General features: G+C 42.6%; 20 protein-coding genes. 12 read left to right on the plus strand and 8 right to left on the minus strand.

Going from position 1 to position 25498, the window contains the following annotated elements; all coding sequences use genetic code 11:
- The first annotated feature begins 191 nt into the window (after window positions 1-191).
- From AAG747_RS06795 to AAG747_RS06845, 11 genes are all read left to right on the plus strand, one after another.
- Window positions 192-1115, plus strand: coding sequence for an arginase family protein (locus AAG747_RS06795; RefSeq protein ID WP_346820393.1), 924 nt, complete (start codon window positions 192-194; stop codon window positions 1113-1115).
- A 21-nt stretch (window positions 1116-1136) separates the two neighbouring features.
- Window positions 1137-2204 carry a winged helix DNA-binding domain-containing protein gene (locus AAG747_RS06800; protein WP_346820394.1) on the plus strand — a complete coding sequence of 356 codons (1068 nt, stop codon included), beginning with the start codon at window positions 1137-1139 and terminating at the stop codon, window positions 2202-2204.
- Window positions 2205-2266: 62 nt separating this feature from the next.
- Window positions 2267-2704, plus strand: coding sequence for a MarR family winged helix-turn-helix transcriptional regulator (locus tag AAG747_RS06805; RefSeq protein ID WP_346820395.1), 438 nt, complete (start codon window positions 2267-2269; stop codon window positions 2702-2704).
- Between the two features lie 17 nt (window positions 2705-2721).
- A complete protein-coding gene (locus AAG747_RS06810) occupies window positions 2722-3549 on the plus strand; it encodes an MBL fold metallo-hydrolase (protein ID WP_346820396.1) in 828 nt (275 codons plus the stop codon).
- A 77-nt stretch (window positions 3550-3626) separates the two neighbouring features.
- Complete coding sequence (locus AAG747_RS06815; RefSeq protein ID WP_346820397.1) at window positions 3627-4610, plus strand: helix-turn-helix domain-containing protein; 984 nt, start codon at window positions 3627-3629, stop codon at window positions 4608-4610.
- Window positions 4611-4770: 160 nt separating this feature from the next.
- Window positions 4771-5205 (plus strand): SRPBCC family protein, encoded by a 435-nt coding sequence (locus AAG747_RS06820; protein ID WP_346820398.1) that lies wholly within the window; start codon window positions 4771-4773, stop codon window positions 5203-5205.
- Between the two features lie 222 nt (window positions 5206-5427).
- Entirely contained in the window at window positions 5428-6171 is a 744-nt protein-coding gene (locus tag AAG747_RS06825) for an SDR family NAD(P)-dependent oxidoreductase (protein ID WP_346820399.1), read from the plus strand.
- 70 nt (window positions 6172-6241) lie between these two features.
- The gene (locus tag AAG747_RS06830) at window positions 6242-7405 is read left to right on the plus strand and encodes an MFS transporter (RefSeq protein ID WP_346820400.1); all 1164 of its coding nucleotides are present in this window, start codon (window positions 6242-6244) and stop codon (window positions 7403-7405) included.
- A 273-nt stretch (window positions 7406-7678) separates the two neighbouring features.
- Window positions 7679-8566 carry a pirin family protein gene (locus AAG747_RS06835; protein ID WP_346820401.1) on the plus strand — a complete coding sequence of 296 codons (888 nt, stop codon included), beginning with the start codon at window positions 7679-7681 and terminating at the stop codon, window positions 8564-8566.
- On the plus strand, window positions 8563-8859 hold the full coding sequence (locus tag AAG747_RS06840) for a GNAT family N-acetyltransferase (protein ID WP_346820402.1): 297 nt from the start codon (window positions 8563-8565) through the stop codon (window positions 8857-8859). The genes AAG747_RS06835 and AAG747_RS06840 overlap by 4 nt, the downstream gene beginning before the upstream one ends.
- Before the next feature lie 18 nt (window positions 8860-8877).
- Window positions 8878-9357 carry a DUF3592 domain-containing protein gene (locus tag AAG747_RS06845; protein WP_346820403.1) on the plus strand — a complete coding sequence of 160 codons (480 nt, stop codon included), beginning with the start codon at window positions 8878-8880 and terminating at the stop codon, window positions 9355-9357.
- 9 nt (window positions 9358-9366) lie between these two features.
- Here AAG747_RS06845 and AAG747_RS06850 read toward each other — a convergent pair whose 3' ends face one another.
- Window positions 9367-10773: an aminotransferase-like domain-containing protein gene (locus tag AAG747_RS06850; protein WP_346820404.1), complete on the minus strand. Its 1407-nt coding sequence runs from the start codon at window positions 10771-10773 to the stop codon at window positions 9367-9369.
- A gap of 112 nt (window positions 10774-10885) precedes the next feature.
- On the opposite strand from AAG747_RS06850, the gene AAG747_RS06855 reads away from it, so the two are divergent.
- Complete coding sequence (locus AAG747_RS06855) at window positions 10886-11845, plus strand: GNAT family N-acetyltransferase (RefSeq protein WP_346820405.1); 960 nt, start codon at window positions 10886-10888, stop codon at window positions 11843-11845.
- Between the two features lie 56 nt (window positions 11846-11901).
- On the opposite strand, the gene tenA is transcribed toward AAG747_RS06855, so the two are convergent.
- The 7 genes from tenA to AAG747_RS06890 form a co-directional block, all read right to left on the minus strand.
- Complete coding sequence (gene tenA / locus AAG747_RS06860; protein WP_346820406.1) at window positions 11902-12549, minus strand: thiaminase II; 648 nt, start codon at window positions 12547-12549, stop codon at window positions 11902-11904.
- Window positions 12550-12639: 90 nt separating this feature from the next.
- Window positions 12640-12852, minus strand: coding sequence for a hypothetical protein (locus AAG747_RS06865; protein WP_346820407.1), 213 nt, complete (start codon window positions 12850-12852; stop codon window positions 12640-12642).
- 325 nt (window positions 12853-13177) lie between these two features.
- A complete protein-coding gene (locus AAG747_RS06870; RefSeq protein ID WP_346820408.1) occupies window positions 13178-17269 on the minus strand; it encodes a LamG-like jellyroll fold domain-containing protein in 4092 nt (1363 codons plus the stop codon).
- Window positions 17270-17557: 288 nt separating this feature from the next.
- A complete protein-coding gene (locus AAG747_RS06875) occupies window positions 17558-18748 on the minus strand; it encodes a DUF4998 domain-containing protein (RefSeq protein ID WP_346820409.1) in 1191 nt (396 codons plus the stop codon).
- 38 nt (window positions 18749-18786) lie between these two features.
- Complete coding sequence (locus AAG747_RS06880) at window positions 18787-19962, minus strand: DUF5000 domain-containing lipoprotein (protein WP_346820410.1); 1176 nt, start codon at window positions 19960-19962, stop codon at window positions 18787-18789.
- A 73-nt stretch (window positions 19963-20035) separates the two neighbouring features.
- Window positions 20036-21931 (minus strand): RagB/SusD family nutrient uptake outer membrane protein, encoded by a 1896-nt coding sequence (locus tag AAG747_RS06885; RefSeq protein ID WP_346820411.1) that lies wholly within the window; start codon window positions 21929-21931, stop codon window positions 20036-20038.
- Between the two features lie 15 nt (window positions 21932-21946).
- Window positions 21947-25423: a SusC/RagA family TonB-linked outer membrane protein gene (locus AAG747_RS06890; RefSeq protein WP_346820412.1), complete on the minus strand. Its 3477-nt coding sequence runs from the start codon at window positions 25421-25423 to the stop codon at window positions 21947-21949.
- Window positions 25424-25498: the final 75 nt, after the last annotated feature.

Consider the following 25498-nt stretch of genomic DNA (forward strand, 5'->3'; position numbering starts at 1 on the left):
CCATCTTGGAAAAATTCGGGAATGAAGGCAAATATTACCAATGCGGATACTTTACCTTATCGAAGGGACCGGCTATAAGCCTTAACGATTGGGAACAGATGAATTCCACCTTTGATGAGCTCTTAAAGACCAACGCTTTGATCCAAAGGCCCCTTCGGTTGAATTCTATAAAAGTGAACACAAACTGAACTATGAACAGTCATATCATCAACCTCTTTGAATTTCCATCCAATTTAGGACTTAAAAAGACAAGACCCGAGCTTGAACCAGGTGTAAAGAAACTTCCCTCCTGGTTTCGAAAACATCATTTTCATGAGCGTATCCAACCGGAGCAAATCTTTACCCTGAATCCACCTGAGTACTCAATGGATTTGGATGAGAAGACAGGAGTCCGAAATGTAGAAAAAATTATCAACTACGCCGAGAAACAAGCAGCCCTACTGTCGCCATACCTCCGCCAAGGCAGTTTCCAACTCATCCTGGGAGGTGATTGTAGCATTATGATCGGCAATGCCATCGCTTTACGTCAGCAAGGAAACTATGGCTTGTTCTATCTCGATGGACATACGGACTTTATGTTGCCCGATCGCTCTCAAACCGGTGGTGCGGCCGGAATGGACTTGGCCTTTGTCACCGGTTATGGACCTGAAAAGTTAAGCAATATTTTGCACCTAAAGCCCTATATCCAAGAACAGAACGTCTGGTGTGTTGGCAATAGGGAGTACGACCCCGGTTATGTACAACCTATTTTAGAATCAGGCATTACTTACCTCGATCTAAAAACACTTCGGGCAACAGGTATGCAGCGTTGTACGACTCAATTTTTACAAATGGTGGAAGCCCAAAAACTAGACGGCTTTTTCATTCATTTGGACGTAGACGTATTGGACGATGCCATCATGCCGGCGGTAGACAGCCGGGAAAAGGACGGCTTAAGCTATCCGGAGTTTAACAGTTTATTATACAATTTACTTTCCAGCCCCAAAGCCATCGGTATGGAAATTACCATACTTGATCCCCATCTGGACAAGGACGGAAAATATACCACACAATTTATTTCTGAATTCATTACCATTATTGAGGCGGTAAAAACAACGAGTGACAACTCCAAATAAAAACCAACATTAAATTAAAAAATGAGACGAGAAGAGATCGCTAAAAACAGATTATTCAATCAACAACTGCTTGGAACACAATTAACTTCAGCTCAACAGGTTGTCCGTCACTTTGGGGCAATGCAGGCCCAAGACTACGCCATGTCCAAATGGGCAGTAGGTGTACGAAAACCTGCCACCGACTCAGCCATTGAAGAAGCCATAAACCGGGGGGAAATTATCCGGACGCATATCATGCGACCCACCTGGCATTTGGTAGCGGCCGAAGACCTTCGTTGGATGCTTGAACTTACGGCTCCTCATGTAAAGCAGCCCCTCTCCTCCATGTGCAAAAAATATGGATTGGATAATGAGTTTATAAGTCGCTGTTATAAAATCATTGAGCAAATATTAGAGGGAAACAATTACCTCACCCGGAAAGAAATCGTAGAGGCAATAAGCCAACAAAATCAGGGAGTAGATAAAATTCCTGCTACCTTAATCATGATGAGTGCCGAACAGGATGGTATAGTATGCAATGGGCCAAGACGGGGCAAGCAGATTACCTATGCTTTACTCGATGAAAGGGTTCCTCCGGCAAGTTCCATCGACAGAGAGGAAGCTTTGACTAAATTAGCCTTGCGTTATTTTACCAGCCACGGCCCGGCTTCCGTACAAGATTTTTCTTGGTGGTCCGGCTTGACGATGGCGGATTCCCGGAAGGCAATCAAAATGATAGAACCCGAACTGCAAAAGGTTCAAACAGATAAACAAACCTATTGGTACCGCAAAGGTCATTTGCACGAAAACGGTATTGCAGGCAATGTTCACTTTTTACCAGCCTTTGATGAGTTTTTGGTGAGTTACAAAGACCGCTCAACCGTTTTGGACCCGGTCGTTACCCGTCAAACCATCACCATTAATGGAATTTTCAGACCCGTAATTGTAGTAGATGGACAGGTAGTAGGTTTATGGAAACGGACCATCAAAAAAGATAAAGTTCAAATTACTACGCATTATTTCCACCCTCTTCCCAAATCCCAAAACAAAGCTTTGATAGAGGCTATAGAACAATACGGACGTTTCGTAGAATTAGCGACTACTACATAGTTGGAAATTCCTGTTATTTAAGGTATAGAAATCCCTAAGCATCTATTTTCATTTTACTCTATATGGAAAACATAAAAGAAATTTTTGATAAAAAAGGACCTATTGGCTACTGGATAAAGAAGGCCGATTCTGTATTTACTAACGTAACCAGAACAACTCGACAAAATGGTAGTTTCAACCGGCTCGAATGGCAACTGTTAAACACTCTACATGAAAAGAAACAACTTGCCTTAGTTGAAGTAACTGAATTTTTAAGCTCTTTCGCTACAGATTCCGAAATTCAAACCGTTGTACATCGGTTTGAGTCGGAAAACTTGATTCAAGCTGACCAACAGCATCTTTCAATCACCCACAAAGGCGAACAGGTATTTGATGAAGTCTTTGAGATCCAGGAGGAAATCAAACAAAATGCTCTGCGAGGTATTTCGGAAGAAGATTATTGTACTACCGTTGACACTCTTCAAAAAATGATTGAAAACTTAAAAGAATACACGGACTGAACATAGAGTAAAAAACCATGCATATCTCAAATCCAAATGCTCACAACATCTGTAAGACTTGCGGCACCCGGTATGCAACTGGCAAATTTGACGAGAAATATTGTCTGGTATGCCTGGATGATCGTCAATATCTGAAAAGTTACGGACAGCAATGGCTCAGTTATTCCGGTCTGTTGGAAAACCATACGGTAAAAATAAAACAATTGCGGGAAGATATTTTTGAGTTGAAGGTTTTCCCTTCTTTTGCCATCGGACAAAAAGCCCATCTGATTTTAACCCCCAAAGGCAACATCCTTTGGGATTGTATTCCATTTCTGGACGAAGCGACCTTGGCATTTATCCAATCCCAAGGAGGGATAAATGCCATTGCTATTTCACACCCTCACTATTACAGTTTGATGCAAGAATGGGCCAACGCTTTTGAATGTCCGGTGCATCTTCACCAAGCAGATCGAAAATGGGTAATGGACAAAGAAAAACATGTGCATTATTTTTCCGAAGAGAAATTACCTCTTTTACCCGGGTTAGAAGTCATTCACACCGGAGGGCATTTTCCGGGTAGCGCAGTGTTGCATTACCAACCGCAAAATCACAAACCCAGCTTGTTTATTGGGGATACCTTGTACCTGTCATTAGACAAAAAACACCTTTCGGCCATGTACAGTTATCCGAATGTGATTCCTTTAGCTCCTGACGAATTGTTCCGGGTGTTTAAAGTAATCAATACATTGACTTTTGACAGTATGTTTGGGGCATTTAGCTGGCAAAATGTATACGAAGGAGCCAAAGACATTTTTACACAATCTTTTGAACGTTATCAACAACTATATAACCGGCAGTTGTGAGATGGCTTGATGATATGAAGCAGAAGAATTGGAAATGCTTAAGGTATTTCTTAATTTCTTCCTTCTTATTTTATGAAATGAAAAAGCAAACAGGTATCAAAGCGCTAACGTCCAATCAAGACTTTTTTCAACCCTCCATATCGGAGGAGGATCTCTACACTTCTGAACTTGTAGAAGAAAGCCTTACCACAAATTTACCCTATGGCACTACGGAAATGCGGCATTGGTATTTTGAGGGAATCAGAGTCGTTTGGATGAAGCATAAGTATAACGGGCAGTATTCTTTTCACAAAGAAAACCCTCTGGATGTAGTAGGTTTGGGTTTCAACTTACAAGGTAATTATCTCATCCGGCAGAAGGGCAACGAATATCATGTAAAAGGACGAAAACACAATATTGTCTACTCTCCCGGCTTCAGCAATTCCTTTGTCAACAGCACACTTCAAGCCGAAAGTCTCACCATCCAATTCACTCCCCAAACGTTTCTCCGGATCATTGAAGAGAGCAATGATATTTTGAAAAGATTTGCCGACAATATGTTCAAAGGGGGCCCGGTAGTGTTATCCCCCAATTCGCTATTGCTCAACCCCGAACTCCACAAAGCCATTCAGGATTTATTAAACTGCCGCTACACAGGTGGGCTTCGCAAAATGTATATGCTTTCCAAGTGCCTGGAAATATTAGTTTTACAAGCGGAGGCTTTCGACCAGGCTGAACGTCAATCAACAGAATATTGCAAAGTAAAGGAAGACAAAGAGCGGATTGTTGCTGCCCGGGACTATCTGGTACAACAATTAGAAAATCCCCCTAGTCTTCCGGAATTAGCCAAACAAGTAGGGCTAAACGAATACAAACTCAAGCGGGGATTTAAAGAAATGTTTCATACCACTGCGTTTGGCTTTCTTTCCGAGTACCGCCTTGACTTGGCCTTAGAAACACTTTTGGACACTCAAAAAACCATTTCGGAAATTGCTTATCAATTGGGTTATTCTTCTCCCCAACATTTTAGTGCGGCTTTTAAAAAGAAGTTCGGAGTACCTCCCAAAGAAGCGCGAAAATAAAGGTTGAGGGAATGAAAAGTTGAAGAAATGAAGAGGAATGAATGGCAATTGCCCCTCTTTTTTTTACAGACATAGATTTTCAAAATCTATACGTTTTGCTCCTTTTGATATAAATCCTCTAACGACCTGCCCCCTATTTTTGTAAAAAAAGACAAGTGTAATGGAAAAAGAAAAATATCCTATCATCAAAAAGGAAATCTTATTTAACGCTTCCAAAGCCAAGGTATGGGAAGTACTGACCTCTGCTGAAAAAATCAAAGAGTATATGTTCGGGACCACAGTGATTTCCGACTGGAAAGCAGACACACCGATTTTGTTCACCGGCACCTGGGAAGGTAAACCCTATGAAGACAAAGGAACCATCCGGAAATTCGAACCTGAAAAGCTTTTACAATACGACTATTGGAGCAATTTTTCAGGTATAGCCGATATTCCTGAAAACTATATTCTGCTCACGTTTCGACTCTCCGAACAAAACGGGGCCACAAAAATGATCTTTACTCAAGAAAACTCCGCAACACAGACTATGTACGAACACTCCTTAGAAAATTGGGAGGCGGTTTTCAATAAGATGAAAGCGCTATTAGAAGCCTAGATAATTAGGGATTAGTTGTGACACCTTAAGAGCATGTTTAGGTTTATCCCCCCCTTCACAACTAATCCCCCTGTTACTCATAAAAATTTTCTCTCCGAAACAGCCATTTCCTGCCATTTCTAACGGTTTTGTGAGTCTCTAACAATTTTGTAAGTACTTACAAAAGTAAAGTACCCGCCCTACTTTAGCCTGTGTATTTCAAAACAAAATTTTCTATTCACCATGAAACAAGTACAAGGAAAAGTGGCTTTTATCACCGGTGGAAGCCGGGGTATGGGAGCGGCTATTGCCAAACGTCTCTCGCAGGAAGGTGCCAATATTGTATTTACGCATTCCGGCAAAAACCCTGAAAAAGCCAATGAGGTATTGGAGGCGGTCAAAGCCAATAAAGTCAAAGGACTTGCATTAGAAGCCGATAACGAAGATCCTAATGCTCTTCAAAGGGCTTTGGAAACAGCCCTTCAAGAGTTTGGCAGACTTGATATTCTGGTCAACAATGCAGGCGTCTACATACAAAAAACCATAGAGGAGCTTTCGCTAAGTGACTACGACCAGGTGATGGATGTAAATGTGAAGGCCGTTTTTATCGCTTCGCAGATTGCCGCACGGCATTTGAAAAGCGGAGGCCGGATCATTACCATAGGCAGCAATATGGCTGACCGGGTACCCGGGGCCGGAGGAAGTCTGTATGCCATGAGCAAATCCGCACTGATTGGATTGAACAAAGGACTCGCCAGGGATTTGGGACCCAAAGGGATTTCGGTCAACCTGGTACAACCCGGCCCCGTGGATACGGACATGAATCCTGAGAAAAGTGACCATGCGCCTTTTTTAAAAGACTTCATGACCTTTAACCGCTATGGTAAAACGGAGGAAATTGCCGGACTTGTGGCATATCTCGCTCGTGAAGAAAGCCAGTTTATTACAGGCACTTCCCTTACCATTGACGGAGGCTTCAACATCTAAATCTCCTTTTGAGAGGAAGAGAAATTGAATTCTCTTCCTTGACTTTTCCCATTTTACAGACAATAATACCATGAACAAAATCACTAATGTCCTGGCATTAGGTGTATTTGGGGTCATCACCACAGAGTTTGGCATCATCGGCATCTTACCGAAGATTTCCGCCCATTACCTGGTCAGCATTGAAGATACCGGTGTACTAGTCAGTTTGTTTGCGATAGCGGTGGCCATTGCCGGACCGGTTTTGACCATCAGTATGGCCCGTTTTAACAAGAAAAAAGTTATACTTTCCTCCATCCTTCTATTTATTATTTCCAATATCCTGTCTGCATGTTCTCCTTCGTTCGGATGGTTGGTCATTGCCAGAGTTTTACCCGCTTTTCTCTTACCTGTGTATTTTTCCAACGGACTGGTCATTGCGGCTAACTCCGTTCAAAAGAAAAATAGTATGAAAGCCATCGCAACGGTTTATACAGGTTTAAGTATTGCTACGATTTTAGGCATTCCTATGACTACCTACATTGCCGATAGGTTCCATTGGAAAACTTCTTTTTGGGTAATCGCATTGATCAATACCATTGCCTTTATCAGTATTTACTACTTTATTCCCGATACACAAGGCAATCAACCAAGTTCTTACAAAGCGCAATTGGGAATATTAAGAAAAAAACCCCTTTGGCTAACAGCGTTGACCGTCTGCCTGATTGCCGCCGGAGCTTTTTCCGTATATAGCTATTTTGCAGATTATTTACACAATGTATTTGTGATGGACGGTAGCCAAATCAGCATTATGTTATTGATATTTGGCATTGCCGGGGTGGTAGGCAATTGGTTCGCAGGAATTACCTTAAGTAAAAATATATATGCCACTATCCTGATGCATAGCATTGCTATGGGAAGTACTTTCCTTCTTTTACAACAAGCCAACTCCAGTGTTCTCTTTCAATCCTTTATCATAGGTTTTTGGGGATTTTTCCATATGGCCGGTTTTGTTATCAGTCAAGCGTGGATCAGTATAAGTGCTCCGGAAGCGCCTGAATTTGCAAATAGTTTAGTGGTTTCTGTTTCTAACTTAGGCATTGCCATGGGCGCTTCATTAGGTGGATTTATTATAGCAACCTTTGGTATTGAGTATGTTTTATGGGGTGGTATACTTTCATTTTCCCTCTCTTCCGTATTGGTGATCGTGACGATTAAACTTTATGCGAAACGCTCTTTTCAAGGCATTCCTTTTTAGAATTGTTCGATACTTAGCACAAATACCGGCCTCTGTAAATAACCACAGGGCAAATTTTTCAATCACTTTTGATGAAAGCTACTCTGCTTTCGGTGCTTGTAAGTCCCCATTCGTACAAATCCCTGTCAGTTTTTTTAACTCTTTACCATCTGCACAAAGAGACGATTGATTGCACAGATGCGATTTTTATTGAGTAACTTTCATTCGGGATACTTCGCTTTGCACTCACTCAATATTGTGGATCAATTCTTCAAAAGATAACTTCTTTAACCCATGTCAAATATCCGGTTAATCATAGAAGAACGGGCAGCCAATATCGGCAACTTTATGGTAGGTCGTTTGCTGCCGTTCAGGGAAAAAAGAATGGTGGGTCCTTTTGCCTTTATCGATCATATGGGCCCTACATGCATGCGCGAATACGAAAGCTTGGATGTCCCCCCGCATCCTCACATAGGTCTTTCCACCCTCACATATTTGTTTGAAGGCAGTATTATGCACAAAGACAGCTTGGGCACGGAAATAGAAATCCAACCGGGAGCCGTCAATTGGATGACCGCCGGAAAAGGAATTGTGCATTCGGAAAGAACTCCCGATTACCTCAGGGTTTCGGATAAAATGCTGCACGGTTTACAGATCTGGGTAGCGCTTCCCAAAGAGCTGGAAGAAATGGAACCTTCTTTTGCCCATGTGCCCGAAAGTGAAATTCCTGTTTGGGAACAAGACGGAGTTTCCATAAAACTTATCGCAGGAGAAGCCTTTGGCAAAAAATCTCCGGTGCCTGTATTTAGCCCTCTTTATTTTATCGAAATAAAAAGTCAACATGCCCAACAGTTGACTCTTGGTGAGGACTTGTTCGGAGAGAGTGCTTTGTATATTTTAGAAGGGCAGATCAAAAGTGAGGGCAATACCTATGAACCGAAACAACTATTAGTGGCCAAAGACAGCAAGCTTTGTTCGTTCGAAATCGGAGAAAATTCTACCATTTATATGTTTGGAGGTGAGCCATTTCCTGAAGAACGCTATATCTATTGGAATTTCGTATCCTCCGACAAAATGCGAATTGAGAAAGCGAAGAAAGATTGGGTGGAACAAAACTTTCCCGATGTACCCGGAGAAACGGAGTTTGTGCCCTTGCCACAAGGTTATAAACATCTCAAATGAAAAATCAAATGCTCATCGAACACGTACAAGAAGGAACAAAGGGGTACTTTAAGGCAATCAGGCAAAATACAGAGGCGGGAAGGCTGACCTATACCTGGGCAGGGGAGGATAAATTTATCATAGATCATACGGAGGTATATCCTGAATTTTCTAAATTAGGGATAGGAAAACAATTGGTAACGGAAGCTGTGAAATTTGCCAGAGACAAACATGTAAAAATCATTCCTCTTTGCCCATTTGCCCACAAAGTCTTTGGAAAAACAGAGGAAATCCAGGACGTTTTATTCCACTAAAAGCTTTATTTCCGGTTTATGCAAAGCTTAGCAGTCAATTTATTGGTGATTTTGGTTTTTGCTTTGCCTGGTACATTATTTTTCTTTTTAGCGCTTTGGGAAATAAGGGAAGAAATTGAGTTTAAAAAAAATGCCATTACCACCTTAGGGAAAGTAGTGGGCATGGTACCGGTAAAGTATAAAAGTCAATCCATAGAAGGGGGCCACCGGGTCGGTATCACCCGTACTCCGGAAAGTAAAGGAGGCTATTTTTTCAGAATCGAGTTTCAGGATCAATGTAAAGACTCGTATGTTGTCCAACCCAAAAAAGTTTATAAAAAAGCCGCTGATTCAGTGACGGTATATTATTCCAAAGAAGATCCAAATGATTTTATGGTGGATGGATTTTATAAAGAAGGAATTCAAAAATACTATCGCCTTGTCATGGGAAGTATTTTAGGCATTTTGCCCCTTTTTTATATTCTCTATACATTGCTCCGTCCTATTTTTAGGAGCTAACTAGCTGTTTCACTCAGCCATCAACTCTCCCAATACTTTTAAAGCCATGTCAATTTCGTTGGTAAAAGGTTTACCAAAACTCAAACGGAAATAATTATTCAAATCGGCTTTTTGTGAAAACAACTGTCCAGGAGCAATGCTAATCCCCCTTTCAAGGGCTTTTCGATAAAGCTCCTCGGTATTTCTCCCTTTTGGGAGTTCCACCCAAACCACAAAGCCACCATGAGGTTGGGACACTTTGATATCTTCAGGAAAATGCCGGTGAATAGCTTGCAGGTATTGCAGACTTTGGAGATGAAGTACCTTGCGCAGATTACGCATATGCAGGTCGTACCGGCCATTTTCCAAAAAGTGTGCCATGGCAATTTCTGTCAATGAAGAAGTAGAGACGGAATGACTCATTTTTAAATTCAGTACTTCTCCGTAATACCTTCCGGGAATCACCCAGCCCACCCGGTAGCCCGGAGCCACTGACTTGGAAAAAGAAGAACACAAAATCACATGCCCCTTCGTATCATAGGCCTTACATGCCTTTTGGCGGGCATTACCAAAATACAACTCTCCATAAATATCGTCTTCTACCAAATAGATATTTTTGCGGGTAACCAATTCTACCAAAGCTTTTCGTTTATCATCCGGAAGACTTGCTCCTAACGGATTGGAAAAGCTACTGATCACAATACAAGCTTTGACACCTTCTTCAATAGCTTCCTCCAAGGCCTCCAACTCGATGCCTGTGAGAGGATCGGAATGGATCTCCACCGGAATGCGGCCTGCAGTTTCAATCGCTTTGAACAAACCAAAATAAGTGGGGCTTTCCAAAGCTATTTTATCTCCGGGTTGGGTCACTGTCAAAAGGGCAAAATGAATAGCCTCCAAACAACCTGAAGTTGTAATAATTTCCTCACTTTTCACTGTAATACCAGCAGAAAAAGAGATACGGGCAATTTGCCTTCTCAAACTTTCATTCCCATAAATACTATTGTAATCCAGCAACTCTTCCGGGTCTTTGCGGATCACTTGTAGCAAGGAGTTTTTCAATTTGGCCACAGGCAATACTGCTGCATCGGGTTTATTCACAGAAAGCATTACCAAATTTTCTTTTTTCAGATTCGTATACACTTCTTCGGCCAGAGACGTGGCTTTTTGAGCACGATCCGGCTTTGAAGGATTTACAGAGGTAATCCGGTGCATTTGTCTTGGAGAGAATTTCACATAGTAACCGGATTTGGGTCTGGCCTCTATCAGTCCTTTACTTTCCAAGTCAATGTAAGCTTGGTACACACTGCTGATACTGATTTCTTCTTCTTTACTCAAACTCCTGACCGAAGGCAGCCTATCGCCCGTCTTAAGAGTACCTTGTACAATCATTTCCTCAAAACGGTCCGATAATTCCTGATAAATAAATTTTCCCATACTCCCGGATCTGTTATGGTACAAATATAAAAATCTGAATCTGTTTTATTTCTTAAATTCCTTACAAATTTGCATTGGAAAAACGATTTAAAATTTATTACCCGGACAGAGAATGAATATACAGACCAACGTTGAGCATGTTATTACTCCTTCACAAGAAATAGATTTAAAAGAGATCATGCAATTGTATCAAGCGGCCATTACGTACCAAAAAGAAAAAGGCGCGGTACACTGGCCAGAATTTGAGGAGAATTCTGTCTTACAAGAAATCAGAGAAGGGAAACATTATAAAATTGAAAATCTAGGCAGTATTATCTGTATATTTTCCATCGTGTATGATGAACCCGTAATCTGGGGGGACACGGAAGGGGCAGAAGCCGTATACCTCCATCGTATGGCTGCGCACCCCGAATACAGAGGAAATAGCCTGTTCCGGAAAATTAAAGAATGGATGATTGCTCATGCTCAGGCCGGAAGCAGACCCTTTGCCCGCTTAGATACTTGGGCGGGGAGCGCAAGTTTGATCAATTACTATCAACAATCGGGATTCACAAAAGTAGATGAGCGTATTGTTCCCCCATCCCCTTCTTTACAAGCACACTATTGGAATCAGAGAATTGCCTTGTTTGAATTATCCGTAGAACAAGGAAATTATTATATAAAGACCGGCCGGGAGAATATGGATTTGGAAACAATTCATCAATTCCTTTCCAATGAGTCTTATTGGAGTCCGGGAATCAGTAAGAAAAATGTCCAAATGGCACTTGCCAACTCTTTTTGTATAGGTGTTTTTGCAGGTGCGGAACAAGTCGCCTTTATGCGATTGATTACCGACTATACTTCCTTTGGTTATCTGGCGGATGTATTTGTGATAGAGACTCACAGAAAGAAAGGTCTTTCCAAGCTAATGCTAAACTACCTGATGAATTTGGAGTGGGTCAAAAATCTTCGAAGAATGATGCTAGCAACAAAAGATGCCCATAAGCTATATACTCAATATCAATTTGGCCCGGCCGATCATCATTTAGTAATGGAAAAAGTACAACCCAAGCTCCTTCAAGAAGTACATTAAATACACTTGTATGCTCAGGGGATGAGCAGATCCGTTCTTCCCCTGAGTATAAAACGTTAAACCGGCCACTTTTCCTGACGATAAGCACTGTCCCAAAACATCCATTCCATCCGGGAAGCCATCACAAAGGCTTCGGTCATAGTTGCCCTTTGGGTTTCGGTACAGGTCTCGGCTATTTCATCACAAATAGCAATGGCCTTTTTCACTGCCTCGGCAAACTCCTCTCCCGAATATGTATCAATCCAATCCTGATAAGGGTTATCCCCGGGAATCTGATGCTCGGTAATATAATCACCCACTTCTTTGTAAATCCAAAAGCATGGTAGTACTGATGCCATGGCTACGGGCAAGGCTTGGGTCGCCAATTGTGCATGCATGAAGTTGGTATATAACAAACAGGTAGGGGAAGGCTTTAGCTCCAGAGTGCTTTCGTTTAGAAAGGTTTCATGCAGGGCTTTTTCCACAATGATAGTATCTTTTGAAAAGCCTAAAAATGCCTGAATATGTTCAAAACTGCTCAATTTGCCGGCAATACCGGAGAGCACCTTGCCAAACTCCGCCAAATACAAAGCATCTTGTTGTATATAAAACAGAAATTTCTCCTTTGGCAGAATTCCTTCTTTCAGCTCGTGGATAAATGGCAAGGCTATTATTTCCTGATATACCGGTTCAATTTGTTGCCAGGTTTCTTTACTCCAAATCATTATTTTCCTTTTTGAAGTAAAGATACTGACTCTGGACTGCAATCTCTCAAACTCAGGAAACCTCCTGGCAAAATTTCAGAATTCTATCTGTTACCTTCCTGGATACCTGGAATGTATAAACAGGCCTGTAAATGCGAGCATAGAGGCCAACACCCCACTGATCAAAAAACTTCTTGGGACGATGTAACGATAAAAATTCCACAAAGTAATGTCCGGATCAGTTTTGATGACAAAGACAAACAACCCTAACAATCCCCCTCCTAAAAGCAATAGGAAATAATACAAAAGTTGACGGAAGTTCATACGAATTATGATTTTGTTTGTGAATCCTGGTTTAGCATGTACCTAAAAATAAGCAAAACACATTAAGCATCAAATAGAAATCGTACAACTTGTTAGGTAGGTAATTTATTGACACCAAATATCCTACTCAGAGCATATTTAAATTTCATTCTTTGGATTAAAAACTCCCATTTCAGGAACCTCAGTGTAGTATTTTGAGAATCCTAAATTGAGAATTTTTACCACCAAAGGGGCGACCGCTCAAAGGAGCATCTTCCGCGACTTCGAATAAAAAACCCTTCTAAAAATCAGAAGGGCTTTTCTTACCTGACATTGAAAAATGAGACTATTTCACGATGAGTTTTTTATTTTGAATAAAACGGTTTCCTTCAATAGAAATAAAGTACAGCCCTGTTTTAAGACCAGAACTGGAAAGAGACCTTTGACCGGAAGGAACAATACGATCTTTCAAAAGCTTACCCGAACTATTAAAAATCCGGACTCTTAGTTCATCAGTTCCTGTATAATTGATAAAAATCTCTTCTCCTTTCATTACAGGGTTGGGATAGGTAGACACTTGAATTTTACCCGTTGAGTTCTCCAAAGCAGTGATGGTATCCTCTCCTTTGTCGTTGGGTGCCGTGCCAATGCCTAACAGAAACTGCCCGAAGGAGGTTACCTGGTTTTTCTCTTCGAATTTCACCCAGCCATTCTCCTCTTTTTCCACTTCATCCGCTATATCCAATGCCTGATTCCAGGTGGTATCTTCCGCATTTTCATTTCTCCGGTACAGCCGGATAGACCGGGGATGCACAACATTTCCCGTAGGGATATCAATATCTTCGAACACAATGTATTGCAACTCATCAAAAGTTGTATTAGCACCGTAATTATTCACCACCCAATACGTACTTTCAAGCAGTAAGTCCTTCGCGGTATTCGGTGCTTTGTCCGGAGCATTACTCAACCGACTCACTACGATTTCTCCCTGAGGCGTTTGGCCTGTTTCTTGAAATTGAAGTGTTAACCCGGTTTCTTCAAATGTATATCCGGAATTTGCCGTCATACTTTGCCGTTCACTCACACCGCTTCCCACGGGAGCCGTTGACATCACTCTGTTGGAAGTACCGGCCATCAAAGCATGATGCATTCCGGCCCGGTCCAGCACCTGATTACTGCCATTGGTTTCATTAAATTGATAGTAGGCAATTAAAGCTGTGTCAGAAGGGATCAAGTGGCCTTTGGTCAAATGGCGTAATTCCCGGATTTCTTCCTGACTTAAAGCCCGGTTCCAAACCGCCACTTCATCAATTAACCCTTTATAATTCCTGCCACTCCACCCTTTGTAACTGCCTATCTTCATTGTGGATAATTCGACCTCATTCAAAGACGTATGATGGGTGGATGCTTGTCCGTTTACGTACAAGGTCATAGAATCCGGAGTAGCCACCATAGCTACATATGACCATTCGTCAGCCGGTACAATCAAACCACTATTGAACCACCATGCTCCACCGGGCCAGTGATAGGCTAAGGTATTATTGCCCGAAGCAAAATTAAACCCGGCAGTCTCCCCGTCATTCATCACAATACCCGAATAATCCGGTTGGATGCCATTGGGCTTTACCCAAGCAGTCATTGTGACCGTATTAGACAGTATATTCAAAGGCAGCGTTTGCGCATAATCTCCGTTATTGATGGTTTGTAAGGCCAAACCCGGAATATCTTCCGGCTCACATTGGCTATCTACTGTGACCATATTGCTCACGGTTTGGGAAGAAGATTGACCATTTCCATCCCTTACCGTAAGAGTGACATCAAAAGCACCATTATTCCCAAATACTACCTTGGGATTGCGGGCGGAAGTTGAACTTATATACAAAGGAACCGGGCTGAAGTTCCACTCCCAAGTAGCATTTTCATGGTCGAGAACCGAATAACTATCAAACTGAACGGTATCGCGAGAACAATACACATTGTTGGTCAAGGTCATGGGTTGAGCCATTGGCTTAGAAAGCACAGCCAACGGTGCTTCCCAGATACCCCGGCCATAGCTGGCCAATCTCAGTTTGCTGTCTCTGTAAAAAGGCTTCATTTGCAAGGCATAAATTCTCAAAGGAAAACCCATGCCATAATCCACCCAAGTGCCGGAAGCGGGTTCGTAATAAAATACGGTATTGTTAGTGGCCAAATAAACGACACCACCGGAACCCGCCTGAAACAAGATATCGCGGGGGCGCTCGTCATTGAGCAGAGGACTACTGACATTGTCCCAAGAACTTCCCCCATCGGTAGTGCGAAAAACCTTTTCCCCGTTAGCAGCATAAGGTGCACATACCCAAAGTTCATTTTCATTTCCCGGGTTGACCGAAATCTCTAACCGGGTACGGGAAGCTTGAATATCCGGAAGTTTGGACCAGGACTGTCCTCCATCCGTTGTTTTATAAATGGATGTCGCATTCCAGAAATACGTACCTTCCTGGAATACACAATACATGACCTCGGGGTTGTTCCGGGAGATTTCAATCTCCAATACTCTCCCTGAAGCGGCAAAACTATGCAAAGCCTCAAAACTCACTCCTCCATCCGTAGATTTATAGATTTTCTCATCTTTCCCCAAATACATATGATTGGCATAACGAGGGTCCCACTCAATTTCACTGGAATACGATTCCACATAATGCTGATTGGGGTAATAGGCGAGTTTTGCCAAGCGTTGTACGGGTCCGTCCAAGGCCGTAGGAAGAACGGTAGTATTGATATCGGAAAAGTAAGTTGTAAAATTATCCATCGGATTGACATAACCTGTAGGTGCTTCCGCTCCTCCCAATCGCAATGTATTTCCTACACCATAGGTCTGATAATATCCGGAATTTCCGTTGTGATAGCGCCCTCCTACCAATATATCTTCATTCCAGCCGGTACCAAAGCCCCAATAATCCGAAGCGAAAATGCCATTCTTCCTGGACTCATGGGTGGTTAATTCATCGTTGGAGTAGTTGATCCCACCATCCGTACACACCCATACGTCATTACCCAAAGTATGAAGATCCTGTATATCAGGATGTATCCAACCTATATCGTTGGTTCCTGCATAATAGGCACCGATCCGCTCCCAAGTGGCCCCTCCATCGGAGGATTCGGACAAGGCCAGGCAGCCTATCCAAAGTTTGTTGGCATCGTTGTGAGAAACGGCTATACCCAAATTGTAAAACCCCTGATGAAACCCCGAACCGTTGGGATTAAATGAAGCCAAATTCGGCATGGTTTCACTATTGTAAGGGCCTCCGTCCTGCCCCCTCGGATTTGTCCAGGTTTCACCGGCATCTTTACTCCGGTATATCCCGATCCAACCATTGTCATCTGCTTTACTGGCACCAATCAACACCGCATATACCCAATCCGCAGCAGCCGGGCTAACCGCCAACCGGGCTCCTCCATCATTGGCATTGGCCACATCGGCAGGCATATACCACCCTTGGTCTTTCAAGGTCCAGGTATTGCCGCCATCCGTAGATTTAAAAAATTCACATCGTTTGAGTGTTTCATTGGATTTTAAGGCATACATAGTGGAAGGCTGGGCCGTATGGGCCGTCACATCCCAACAATTACCACTAAGCACCTGATTCCAGTTAACCCCTCCGTCTATCGTTTTATACAAACCCTGATCGGTTGTACAAAACACGATATCCGGATTGGTAGGGTGAACATACAAAAAGCGATTGCCTCCTGTATTGGTAAACCATACTTCGGCCCAACTATCGCCTCCGTTGGTTGTTTTGTAAATTTTCCGCTCATCTCCGGCCAATACATAGATGATTTCACTGTTGCTTGGTGCAATTTTCACATCGGAAATTCCCTTGACAAAGGGCTCATCTTCAGAAATCAGACTCCAGTGAAGTCCCCGGTCCGTAGACTTAAATACGCCACCGGCTTCTGTCCCGGCCACCAAAATATCAGGATTAGAAACCGATTGATCAAAGGAATAAATATTGGCTTGCCAGGATACCGGAAAATTTCCTTCATGGCTCAGGTTATAGGTTTCCAAAGGACCAATATTCACCCAACCTGCAGAGGCTGATTTGGCCGATTTGAATTGTTGTTTTCTTTTCAAAAGCTTTTGGACGGAGAGTACCCGGTCTTTTTTAGAAGGCAAGATGATATATCCCTCCTCATTGATATACGGGTCGACATGTTTGCGCCAGAATTTGTAATTCTGTGTGTGGATGTTCTTTTGAAACTCTTGCGCTGTATAATACTTCCAAAAAAGATGGTCCACTTCAAATACGTTCGGATTATCCCCATACATCGTTTTCGCCCATTCCGGTGTGGTGGTTTCTATTGGTGGAATAGTTTTGAAAAAGGAAGGATCATTTTGCGCATGGGCTTTTGTAAGCAATAACAAGGACAATAAACTTAGCCAATAAAAAGATTTCATTTTCAAGGTTTGTTTTTTAAAAGTTAACAGAATACAGGTAATAGATCTAACTGAGAGTAATTTGTTATCGTACACATTTTGAATTCAAAAAAATGCATACATGGAATGATGGTAATAATGGGATTTTGGATTGGTAGTTTTTTGTATAAGGAGAATTATCCAATCAGGCTTGGGATTATTTTGACGAATACTGAAAAACAATCCCCAATTCAAGTTAAAAAAAAATATGGTATACAAAAAAGAAATGGGCTACGATTCACACCAACCCATTTCTTTTTTTACTTAACACTAGTTTGTCTTTAATAAACGGACGCTGTAACATCGGAAATACTGATAGGGCTGTTCAAAGGTGGTAATCAGCCCCATAGATATTTCCGTTTCTTCTTCCAATGTAAATTCCACTTCCGCTTGATTAAAGCTCGCATAGCCCAAAGCCGGAGTAAGGTCATCAATATTCAAAAAATTATTTCCCGGAGTGACCACCAAATACGCCTCGTCTTTCACATCGAACCCGGCCTCTCCATCTGAAAAATTGGCTTTCAATTGATAGGTACCAGGGGGCAGGGTCATTACTTGGTAAATTTTCCCATTGATAATTTTATCCTCTTCGTTCTCCGTCCATTTTTCCATCGAAAAATATCCTCCTTCATCCGTACCGTCAAAACCTCCGTAGCCCGCTTGATTTTTTGCCGACTCACTCACGATCCAATCCTTAGGCATCCCCCAACGCTTACCGTCCCACTCTCCATGTTGAATCGGGTAATTGGAGTTTTTCAGGTCGATTTCGGTGATTTTGACGGATTGACTTTCCGTATAAAAAGTATCAATTGCCTTTTCATCAGGTAACAATAAGGTTTTATACCGGAATTCTCCCTCAAAGGCAAAATTTTCAATGACCGTTTGCTCTTTCTCGTTGGGAATAAACAGTTCATGACTTGTTCCTGATTTATCCACATAATAGGCTTCCACACCCACTGCATTTTCTTCGGCGGGAAACCAATCAATGGTCAGGCGGTTTTCATCCAAAGAATATTTTGCATTCAGATAATCCCTGTTCGACAATGTCGCTTGGTATTTTTCTCCGTATACCACTCCAAATTCTTCTACTTTTACGGAGCGGTTGCCGTCTTTATCCAGCGTATAGATTTCAAAAATATACGATTTCTCTTCCATATCTTCCAGGAGTGTTTCCACCCAAACGGAATCTTCTCCGGCAGGCACTTCTACCATTTTCATATTTTCCCCTGCATTCCAGTACACGGCACATTGCGTCACCCTGGAAGCAGAAACTAAAAGCCAGCCCAATTTGATCCGGTCCTTTCCCGGAAATGAATACGTAGAATCAGGCTTTTCGGAATAGATGATTTCGCCTCCTTGCAAAAATTCGGAATGGAAATCTTCCATTTTATCACAAGAAAATAAGCCCAGGGAAAGCATCAAGCCGGAAAGCAAAAGGATATGAATAGATTTTTTAGTCATAACAAATGTTTTTTTTGGATTGTAAAGGCAATATAAGTTTACTCTACAATCTGTCCGTAAAATGATATTTCGGCCATATGTGAAAAAGTAGCACCCGACCAGGTTTCCAACACACGGATTCGGATATACCGTACCGGTTCTCCCTCCAAATCAAAAGTAAACTCATCTCCTGCTTTCATATGGGCCAGATCTTCGTTAGTCTCTTGCCCGATGGGCAAGCCGGAAGGTTTATAACTGTCACACACCATCAATTTTTTCCAGTTGTCCCAACTACCGTCATCCTCCGGTACATCCGCTCTGCCATAGATTTCCCATTTTTTAAAATTTCCATGTTTGTATGAATAACCACCCTGCCGTTGCCAGAGCTTATACCGGCTCAACTTGACTGTCACCCCCAGGTCAATAGTGAGTTGTTGTGGCCATCCGGTTCCTCCGGCCGTATGGTTGAAGGTTTCCAAGTCATCGTCATAGATATATTCAAACTCCCCTTCCCAGGCATCCCATTCATTATCATTGGCCAGGTATACCGGTTGGAATTTGGACTTATCCATTTCTTCCTCATACATTGGAATGATTTCTTTGGTCAAAGTGTCCGAATAATTGTCCCAGCGATCGCGAATCAATACGGCAAACTTTTGTTTTTCAGGATCAAAGCCTCTGATAGAGCGGGTCCCCCGGAGTTCGGAAGTATAGACCATTTCGTAAATCGACATCTTTTGTAAACTGTCGGGAGCTAACAAAATGATGGCTACGGGAGATTCGAAAGTGTTTTCCCAGGAAAAGCGTGCCCCTCCAAAATCTTCGGTAATCTCTAAAGTTTCGAATATATTTTGAAAAGGAGGTTTTAAGGGTTTTACATTGACCGAAATAGGCTCGGACACATTTTCTCCGCGGTCCACGGCATAGAGCATAACTTGATGCAGTAAGGTATCTCCAAAGCCTTCTATCGTCATTTGGTTTTCATATAAAGACGCTTTTACTTCCTTTTGTTGTCCACCTTCCTTCGTGGTAAAAACAGCTTTTACATATAGTAAATCTTTATCATCCGGCGGAACATAGGAAAGTTTAGCCCCACCGGGAATACTTTTAACTTCCACACCAGTTACCGGAGCCGGAGGAGTACTGTCGGAATTGATCGGTCCTGTGGTTAGTTCCTGACAGCTATGTACCAAAAGTATCAAACTTATATAGAATAGTCTTTTGAATAAATTCATAACAACTGGATATAAAATGTTCACAAAAAGAAAGAGAGATCAGCCATCCCAAACGCACGGATTTTCCTGTACCTTACCAGCCAGGGTTTTGTACCAGATTGGGATTGATCACCATTTCATATTCTTTGATCGGGAATAAATAATCCTTGATTTCAAAAGAGGGGTTGGCAATAACTTGCACCCGGTAATAGTTTTCCGGATCTTTCTGATCAATTCTCCATGCCCGTACCGGCTTGTTCAAATACTCATAGGACAATTTCCATCTTCGCAAGTCCCAATAACGGGCTCCTTCAAAGGCCAGCTCGATCATTCTTTCCTGTTGAATGATTTCCCGCATTCCTTCTTTTGATACGGGTTTGTTAGGTTTGTTGGAATACGCAGTCCAGCTTTCCTTCACCCCCTCAAGGCCGGCTCTTTCCCGCACCCGGTCGACCCACGCGTATACTTCGGCATCCGGGGCACCTTTTACTTCATTCAATGCTTCGGCATAGTATAAGTACAAATCGGCCAGACGCACTACCGGCCAAGGATATCTCTCTACCTCGTAACTAACTCCATTTTGAATCTCATTATTTATATGTACTAATTTCTTAGGCCAATAGCCGGTAATCGAATGATCGTTAGCATTAAACGTAGAGGCAAACTCCCCTTTTCTGGCTTCGATATGCCAGGCATTACCTTCCTCCAAACGCCCGTTGCCATACCAGATTCCCCGGTCAAATGCCAGTGAAGCGTAGAACCGGGGTTCCCGGTCATAATGCAGTTTGGCCGTGGTTTCCCCTTCTTTGATATACAAGCGGTCTTTTTCGGTAGCGGTTTGTATTTCGAAACGTTTTTCATATTCCCAATTTTTATCCTCTTCGATCGGCACACCGTTTTTTGAATAAAAGGTTTCGGCCATTCGGAGAGTCGCTGCATACCGGGAAGTGACAGGATTGGCTTCCATAGAATACAAGCGAGGTTGTGCCCACCATTGAATACCGGAAGCCATGCTCACGGTATTTCCCCAAATCAGTTCTTTATTCCACCTTTCGGTCACACAATTTCTCAAAATGGCGATTCTGCGCGTTTCATCGGAAATTTCAAAAGGATTAACATAGTCATTCATCTGATACAGGCCATGTCCGGCTTGCTCACAGATTTCAATGGCTTCCCGGCAAGCTTTTGCGGCTTTTTCCCACTTACCGGCTTCAAATCCGGCACTAAACAAACTATTCCCCTCTTGGTCTTTTAATCCGGCAAAGTCCGTATTTCCATTAAACAAAGGACTTGCAGCCGTCATTAATACCCGTGCTTTGATGGCATAGGCAACGGGCTGTGTGATACGCCCCAACTCCGTAGCCTGTTGTTGAATCGCCAAGGGTAAATCCGGAATGGCTTCGTCTAAGAGCTGACTCACATAATTAAAACAGGAATCCACCGGCTCTCTGGACATGAGTATTTCTTCTGTAGAAGCTGATACAGGGATATTCTCTTTAACTAAGTGAATAGGGCCGTAATTTTTTATCAACCAAAAGTGGAAATAGGCTTTTAAAAATTTCACTTCAGCCACCCAACGTTTCCGCTCATACTCTCTCAGATCAGGTACTTTTCCTACCTCTTCCAGAAAAATATTACAATCCCGGATACCGGTGTACAGGTTTTTGCCTCCTCTCTCTCCATTCCAATAATTCATGATCGGGCTATTGACATTTTGCAAGCCCAAGGCAAGATCGATCCCACTTAATGAACTATTGATGGTACTGGCCCAGGTTTCATCCCCTCCCAATAAAGCCGGATTGACATTGATCACAGCATGTTGGGGTAAATAGGAATAGCAAGTAAACAGAAATTTTTCTGCATTGTACTTGTCTGTAAAAGCATTGTCAATGGTAGCTACATTATCCGGTACCACATCCAGGTAATTACAAGACCAGTGTGTCGTAGCGAACAAGCTGAGGTATACTAAGTGGTAGATATATTTTCTCATGATCATCATCTTTAATTAAAAGGATATTTGTAAACCGAGGTTTATGACCCGTTGAATCGGGTAGCCCAAACCGTTTCCACCCATTTCCGGGTCCCACAGTTTGAATTTGCTAAACGTCAACAGGTTTACCCCACTGGCATACAGCCGGAATTGCTCCATTCCAATGCGCTCTACCCATCCCTTACTTGCCAAGGAATAGCCCACTTCCAAGGACTTTAATCGCAGAAAAGCCCCGTTTTGCATAAACCAAGTACTGGTTTGAGAATTATTGGCATTAAAGCGGGAATCCAGCCGCGGCCATAACGCATATTGGTCGGGATTGGCTTCTGACCAATGGTTCTGAGCATATACTTCCAGCAAAGCATTGTTGAGTGCGTAACTGTCGTCATAACTCTCGTACGGATCGTCATAATGGATAAAGGGGGCCGTTTTTACAGCATCTATCCAAAAAGACTCCCGGGCAAGCCCTTGAAAAAAGCATGAAATATCGAACTTTTTATACCCAGCAGAAAAGCCAAAACCGTAGACAATTTCAGGGCTGGTCGGATAGCCCAAAGGCACTCTGTCCAAGGTAGTGATTTTTCCGTCTCCATTAATGTCCCTGTATTTGATATCCCCTGCCGTATAGTCTCCGAAAGTTTGCTCCGGAGAATTGCGCACTTCCGCCTCATCGATAAATAAGCGCTCTGCAATGTACCCCCAGGTTTGGCTGATTGAGTAGTCTTTTCTGGATAACCAAGGCGTACTTTCATAATTGGGTTCTTCGTATTTTTTAAACTTCCCGGTAGCGTATGTGAAATTTCCCCGAACGGTCAGCCACAATTCATTGCTGAAGAATTTCTGATAATCCACCGAAAAATCAACACCTTCGCTATAAGCTTCCCCCACATTGGCCCGGACAGGCGCTTGCAAGCCCATACTGGCCAAGGAAACCCGGTTCATCAGGATATTTTCCCGGTCTTCCCGGAACAAATCTACCTGTACTTCAAAATTTTCAAACAAACCCAACTCTATCCCGATATTTAGTTTTTTTGCCGTTTCCCAGGTGATATTGGAGTTTGCATAGCGGGAAATGGACACTCCGGGTTTTCCGTAAATAAAGTTTTTTCCAAACGATACGGTCCGGTCTTCATTTTTCAGATTGACATTGGAAAGGTAAAAGAAGCGATCGTTTTCATTGCCAATGGCATCATTCCCTACCAAGCCATACGTTGCCTTGAATTTTAGTTTATGGACTACCTTGCTGATGCCCTCCCAGAAAGGTTCGTTAGACACATACCAGCCTAAACCCATGGAAGGGAAAAAGCCAAAGCGATTTTCTTTGGAGAAACGCTCGGAACCATTAAACCCAAAATTAAATTCCGTGAAATAACGCCCTTTGTAGGCATAGGTAAAGCGACCGGAAAGCCCCAGGTTACGATAGGGAAGAGATTTTTGTAAATCGCCCGCATTTCCTTTCAGTTGCTCACGCATAATGTACACCAACAAACCACTTACTCCATGTGCCTCATTAAATTCCCGGTTGTATTGAAGAGCTGTCTCCCAATACATTGTAGAAGTGATGTGCTTATCCCCTTCGCTGTACTCCAGGTATTCGGTGCCGGTTTCAGGATTGATGGCACTCAATGTATAGGTATCTTTATCCCGGTTATAATACCCTATCTGATAATAATAGGGATTGTAATTCCGGGACACATCAAAATAGGAATAGCGGTTGATATTGCCTAAGGTACGAATGGACAAACCTTTGGTGATAAAATCTAGTTTTTGCTTTAATTCAACTTGGGTCAGTAACAGGGTTTTGGAATAATCCTTATATCCTTTCACCATTTCCGCATACGGATTAATATAAGGCAAACTTCCCTCCGCATGATTTCCAAACAAGATATGCCGGGTGAATTGATGTGCTTCATCGGCCGGATAGTAGGCAGGGAATAACACCGGGTTGGCCTTCATAACCTTTTTATACATGGCGCTCCCTCCATCTATCGGTCCGGTATAGTCATCAAAGGTTCCGTGCATCCGAATTACGGCTTCGGTACTTTTGGTCAAGGTCAAATTAATATTCGAGCGGATCAGGTATTTCTTCAGATTGATATTGCTGTTGAAATTATTCCGTTTATCCACATTCAGGATTCCATTGTCTTTATTATAGGTAGCCGCCAGGTAATAACGGGCTACTTTTCCACCGCCACTGATGTTAAAATTTAAGCGTTGATTAACCGTATACTCTTTAAATAACTCTTTGTGCCAGTTAGTCGCCGGGTACAAAAAGGGGTCTCCTCCCGCTTCCGTTTGGGCAATTTTATTTTCCATATAAGGCAACTTATTCAGTGGGTTCCGGGTCCGGACCGATTCGTTGTGTAGCTTCATATACGTTACCGGGTCGGCCAATTGTATCTCCTTCGTAGGGCTGGAAATGGAATTTTCAAAGCGGATACTGACTTTTGCCTTCCCCTCCACTCCTTCTTTGGTGGTCACCAATATCACCCCGTTTGCTCCGCGAGCCCCATACAAGGCTGTTGCCGTGGCATCCTTCATGATGGAAAAGCTGGCGATATCGTCCGGCTGCATACGGGCCAGGTCTTCAGAGGTCAATTCTACCCCGTCAATCAAAATCAAGGGATCTTTTTTATATCCGAAGGTGGTGACTCCCCGGATAAAAAACTGTGCATTGTCCTGACCGGGTTCTCCACTCCGTTGGTAAGAAATAATCCCGGACATACGGCCTGCCAAGGCGGTTGTCAGGTTACTGGATGGCACTTTCAAATCCCCAGGTTTTACGGTTGTGATGGAAGCAATCACACTTTCTTTTTTCTGGGTGGCAAAAGCCACAACTTCCACTTCCTCCAGGGATTCGGCTTTAGGAAGTAATTTGATCACGATTTCCCGTTGATTCCCGACCTCAATGATTTGAGTTTCCATTCCCACAAAAGAACAGATTAGCACATCTCCGGGCTTGGCCTTAATGACATAAGAACCATCCACATCCGTAATCACTCCCCGGGTGGTTCCTCTTACCTGGATGGTTGCTCCCGGTAAGGGATCTTCATTTTCATCCAAAACTTTTCCGGTAACGTTAACATCCTGATTCAATACTTCAAAAGGTACGGAGGAGGCATTTTTGAGTTTGTCCACGGAAATAATATTGTTGATCTGTTTGAATTTGAGTCTTGCCTTCCCGGATACTTCCGTCAGAATATCGGCCACTGAGCGCTCCCCGGTATCCATAGACAAGGTGGGTTTTGCTTGGAGATCTTTAGGATGATAGGAAAACTTAAATTTGGTGTGTTCTTCGATATACTGAAAAATTGTTTTTAACTGGGCTTGGGGTAATTGAAATTTGATAAACACTTTGCGGGCACTAATATAGTGTTGACCGTCATCAAGGGGAACGGCTCCTAAGGTAGACATACAGAGATACTGTACTACTAGCCCCAGCCATATATATCGGGTAAACGTACATAACGTGTGGAGTAAACTAATTTTCATATTTACTGCATAGTTTGGTGTATAAAGAATTGTTATTGTTAGTCTAGATGAATTATTCGACTACCAGCCTGATAT

Source organism: Rapidithrix thailandica, assembly GCF_039710355.1.
Classification (GTDB): domain Bacteria; phylum Bacteroidota; class Bacteroidia; order Cytophagales; family Flammeovirgaceae; genus Rapidithrix; species Rapidithrix thailandica.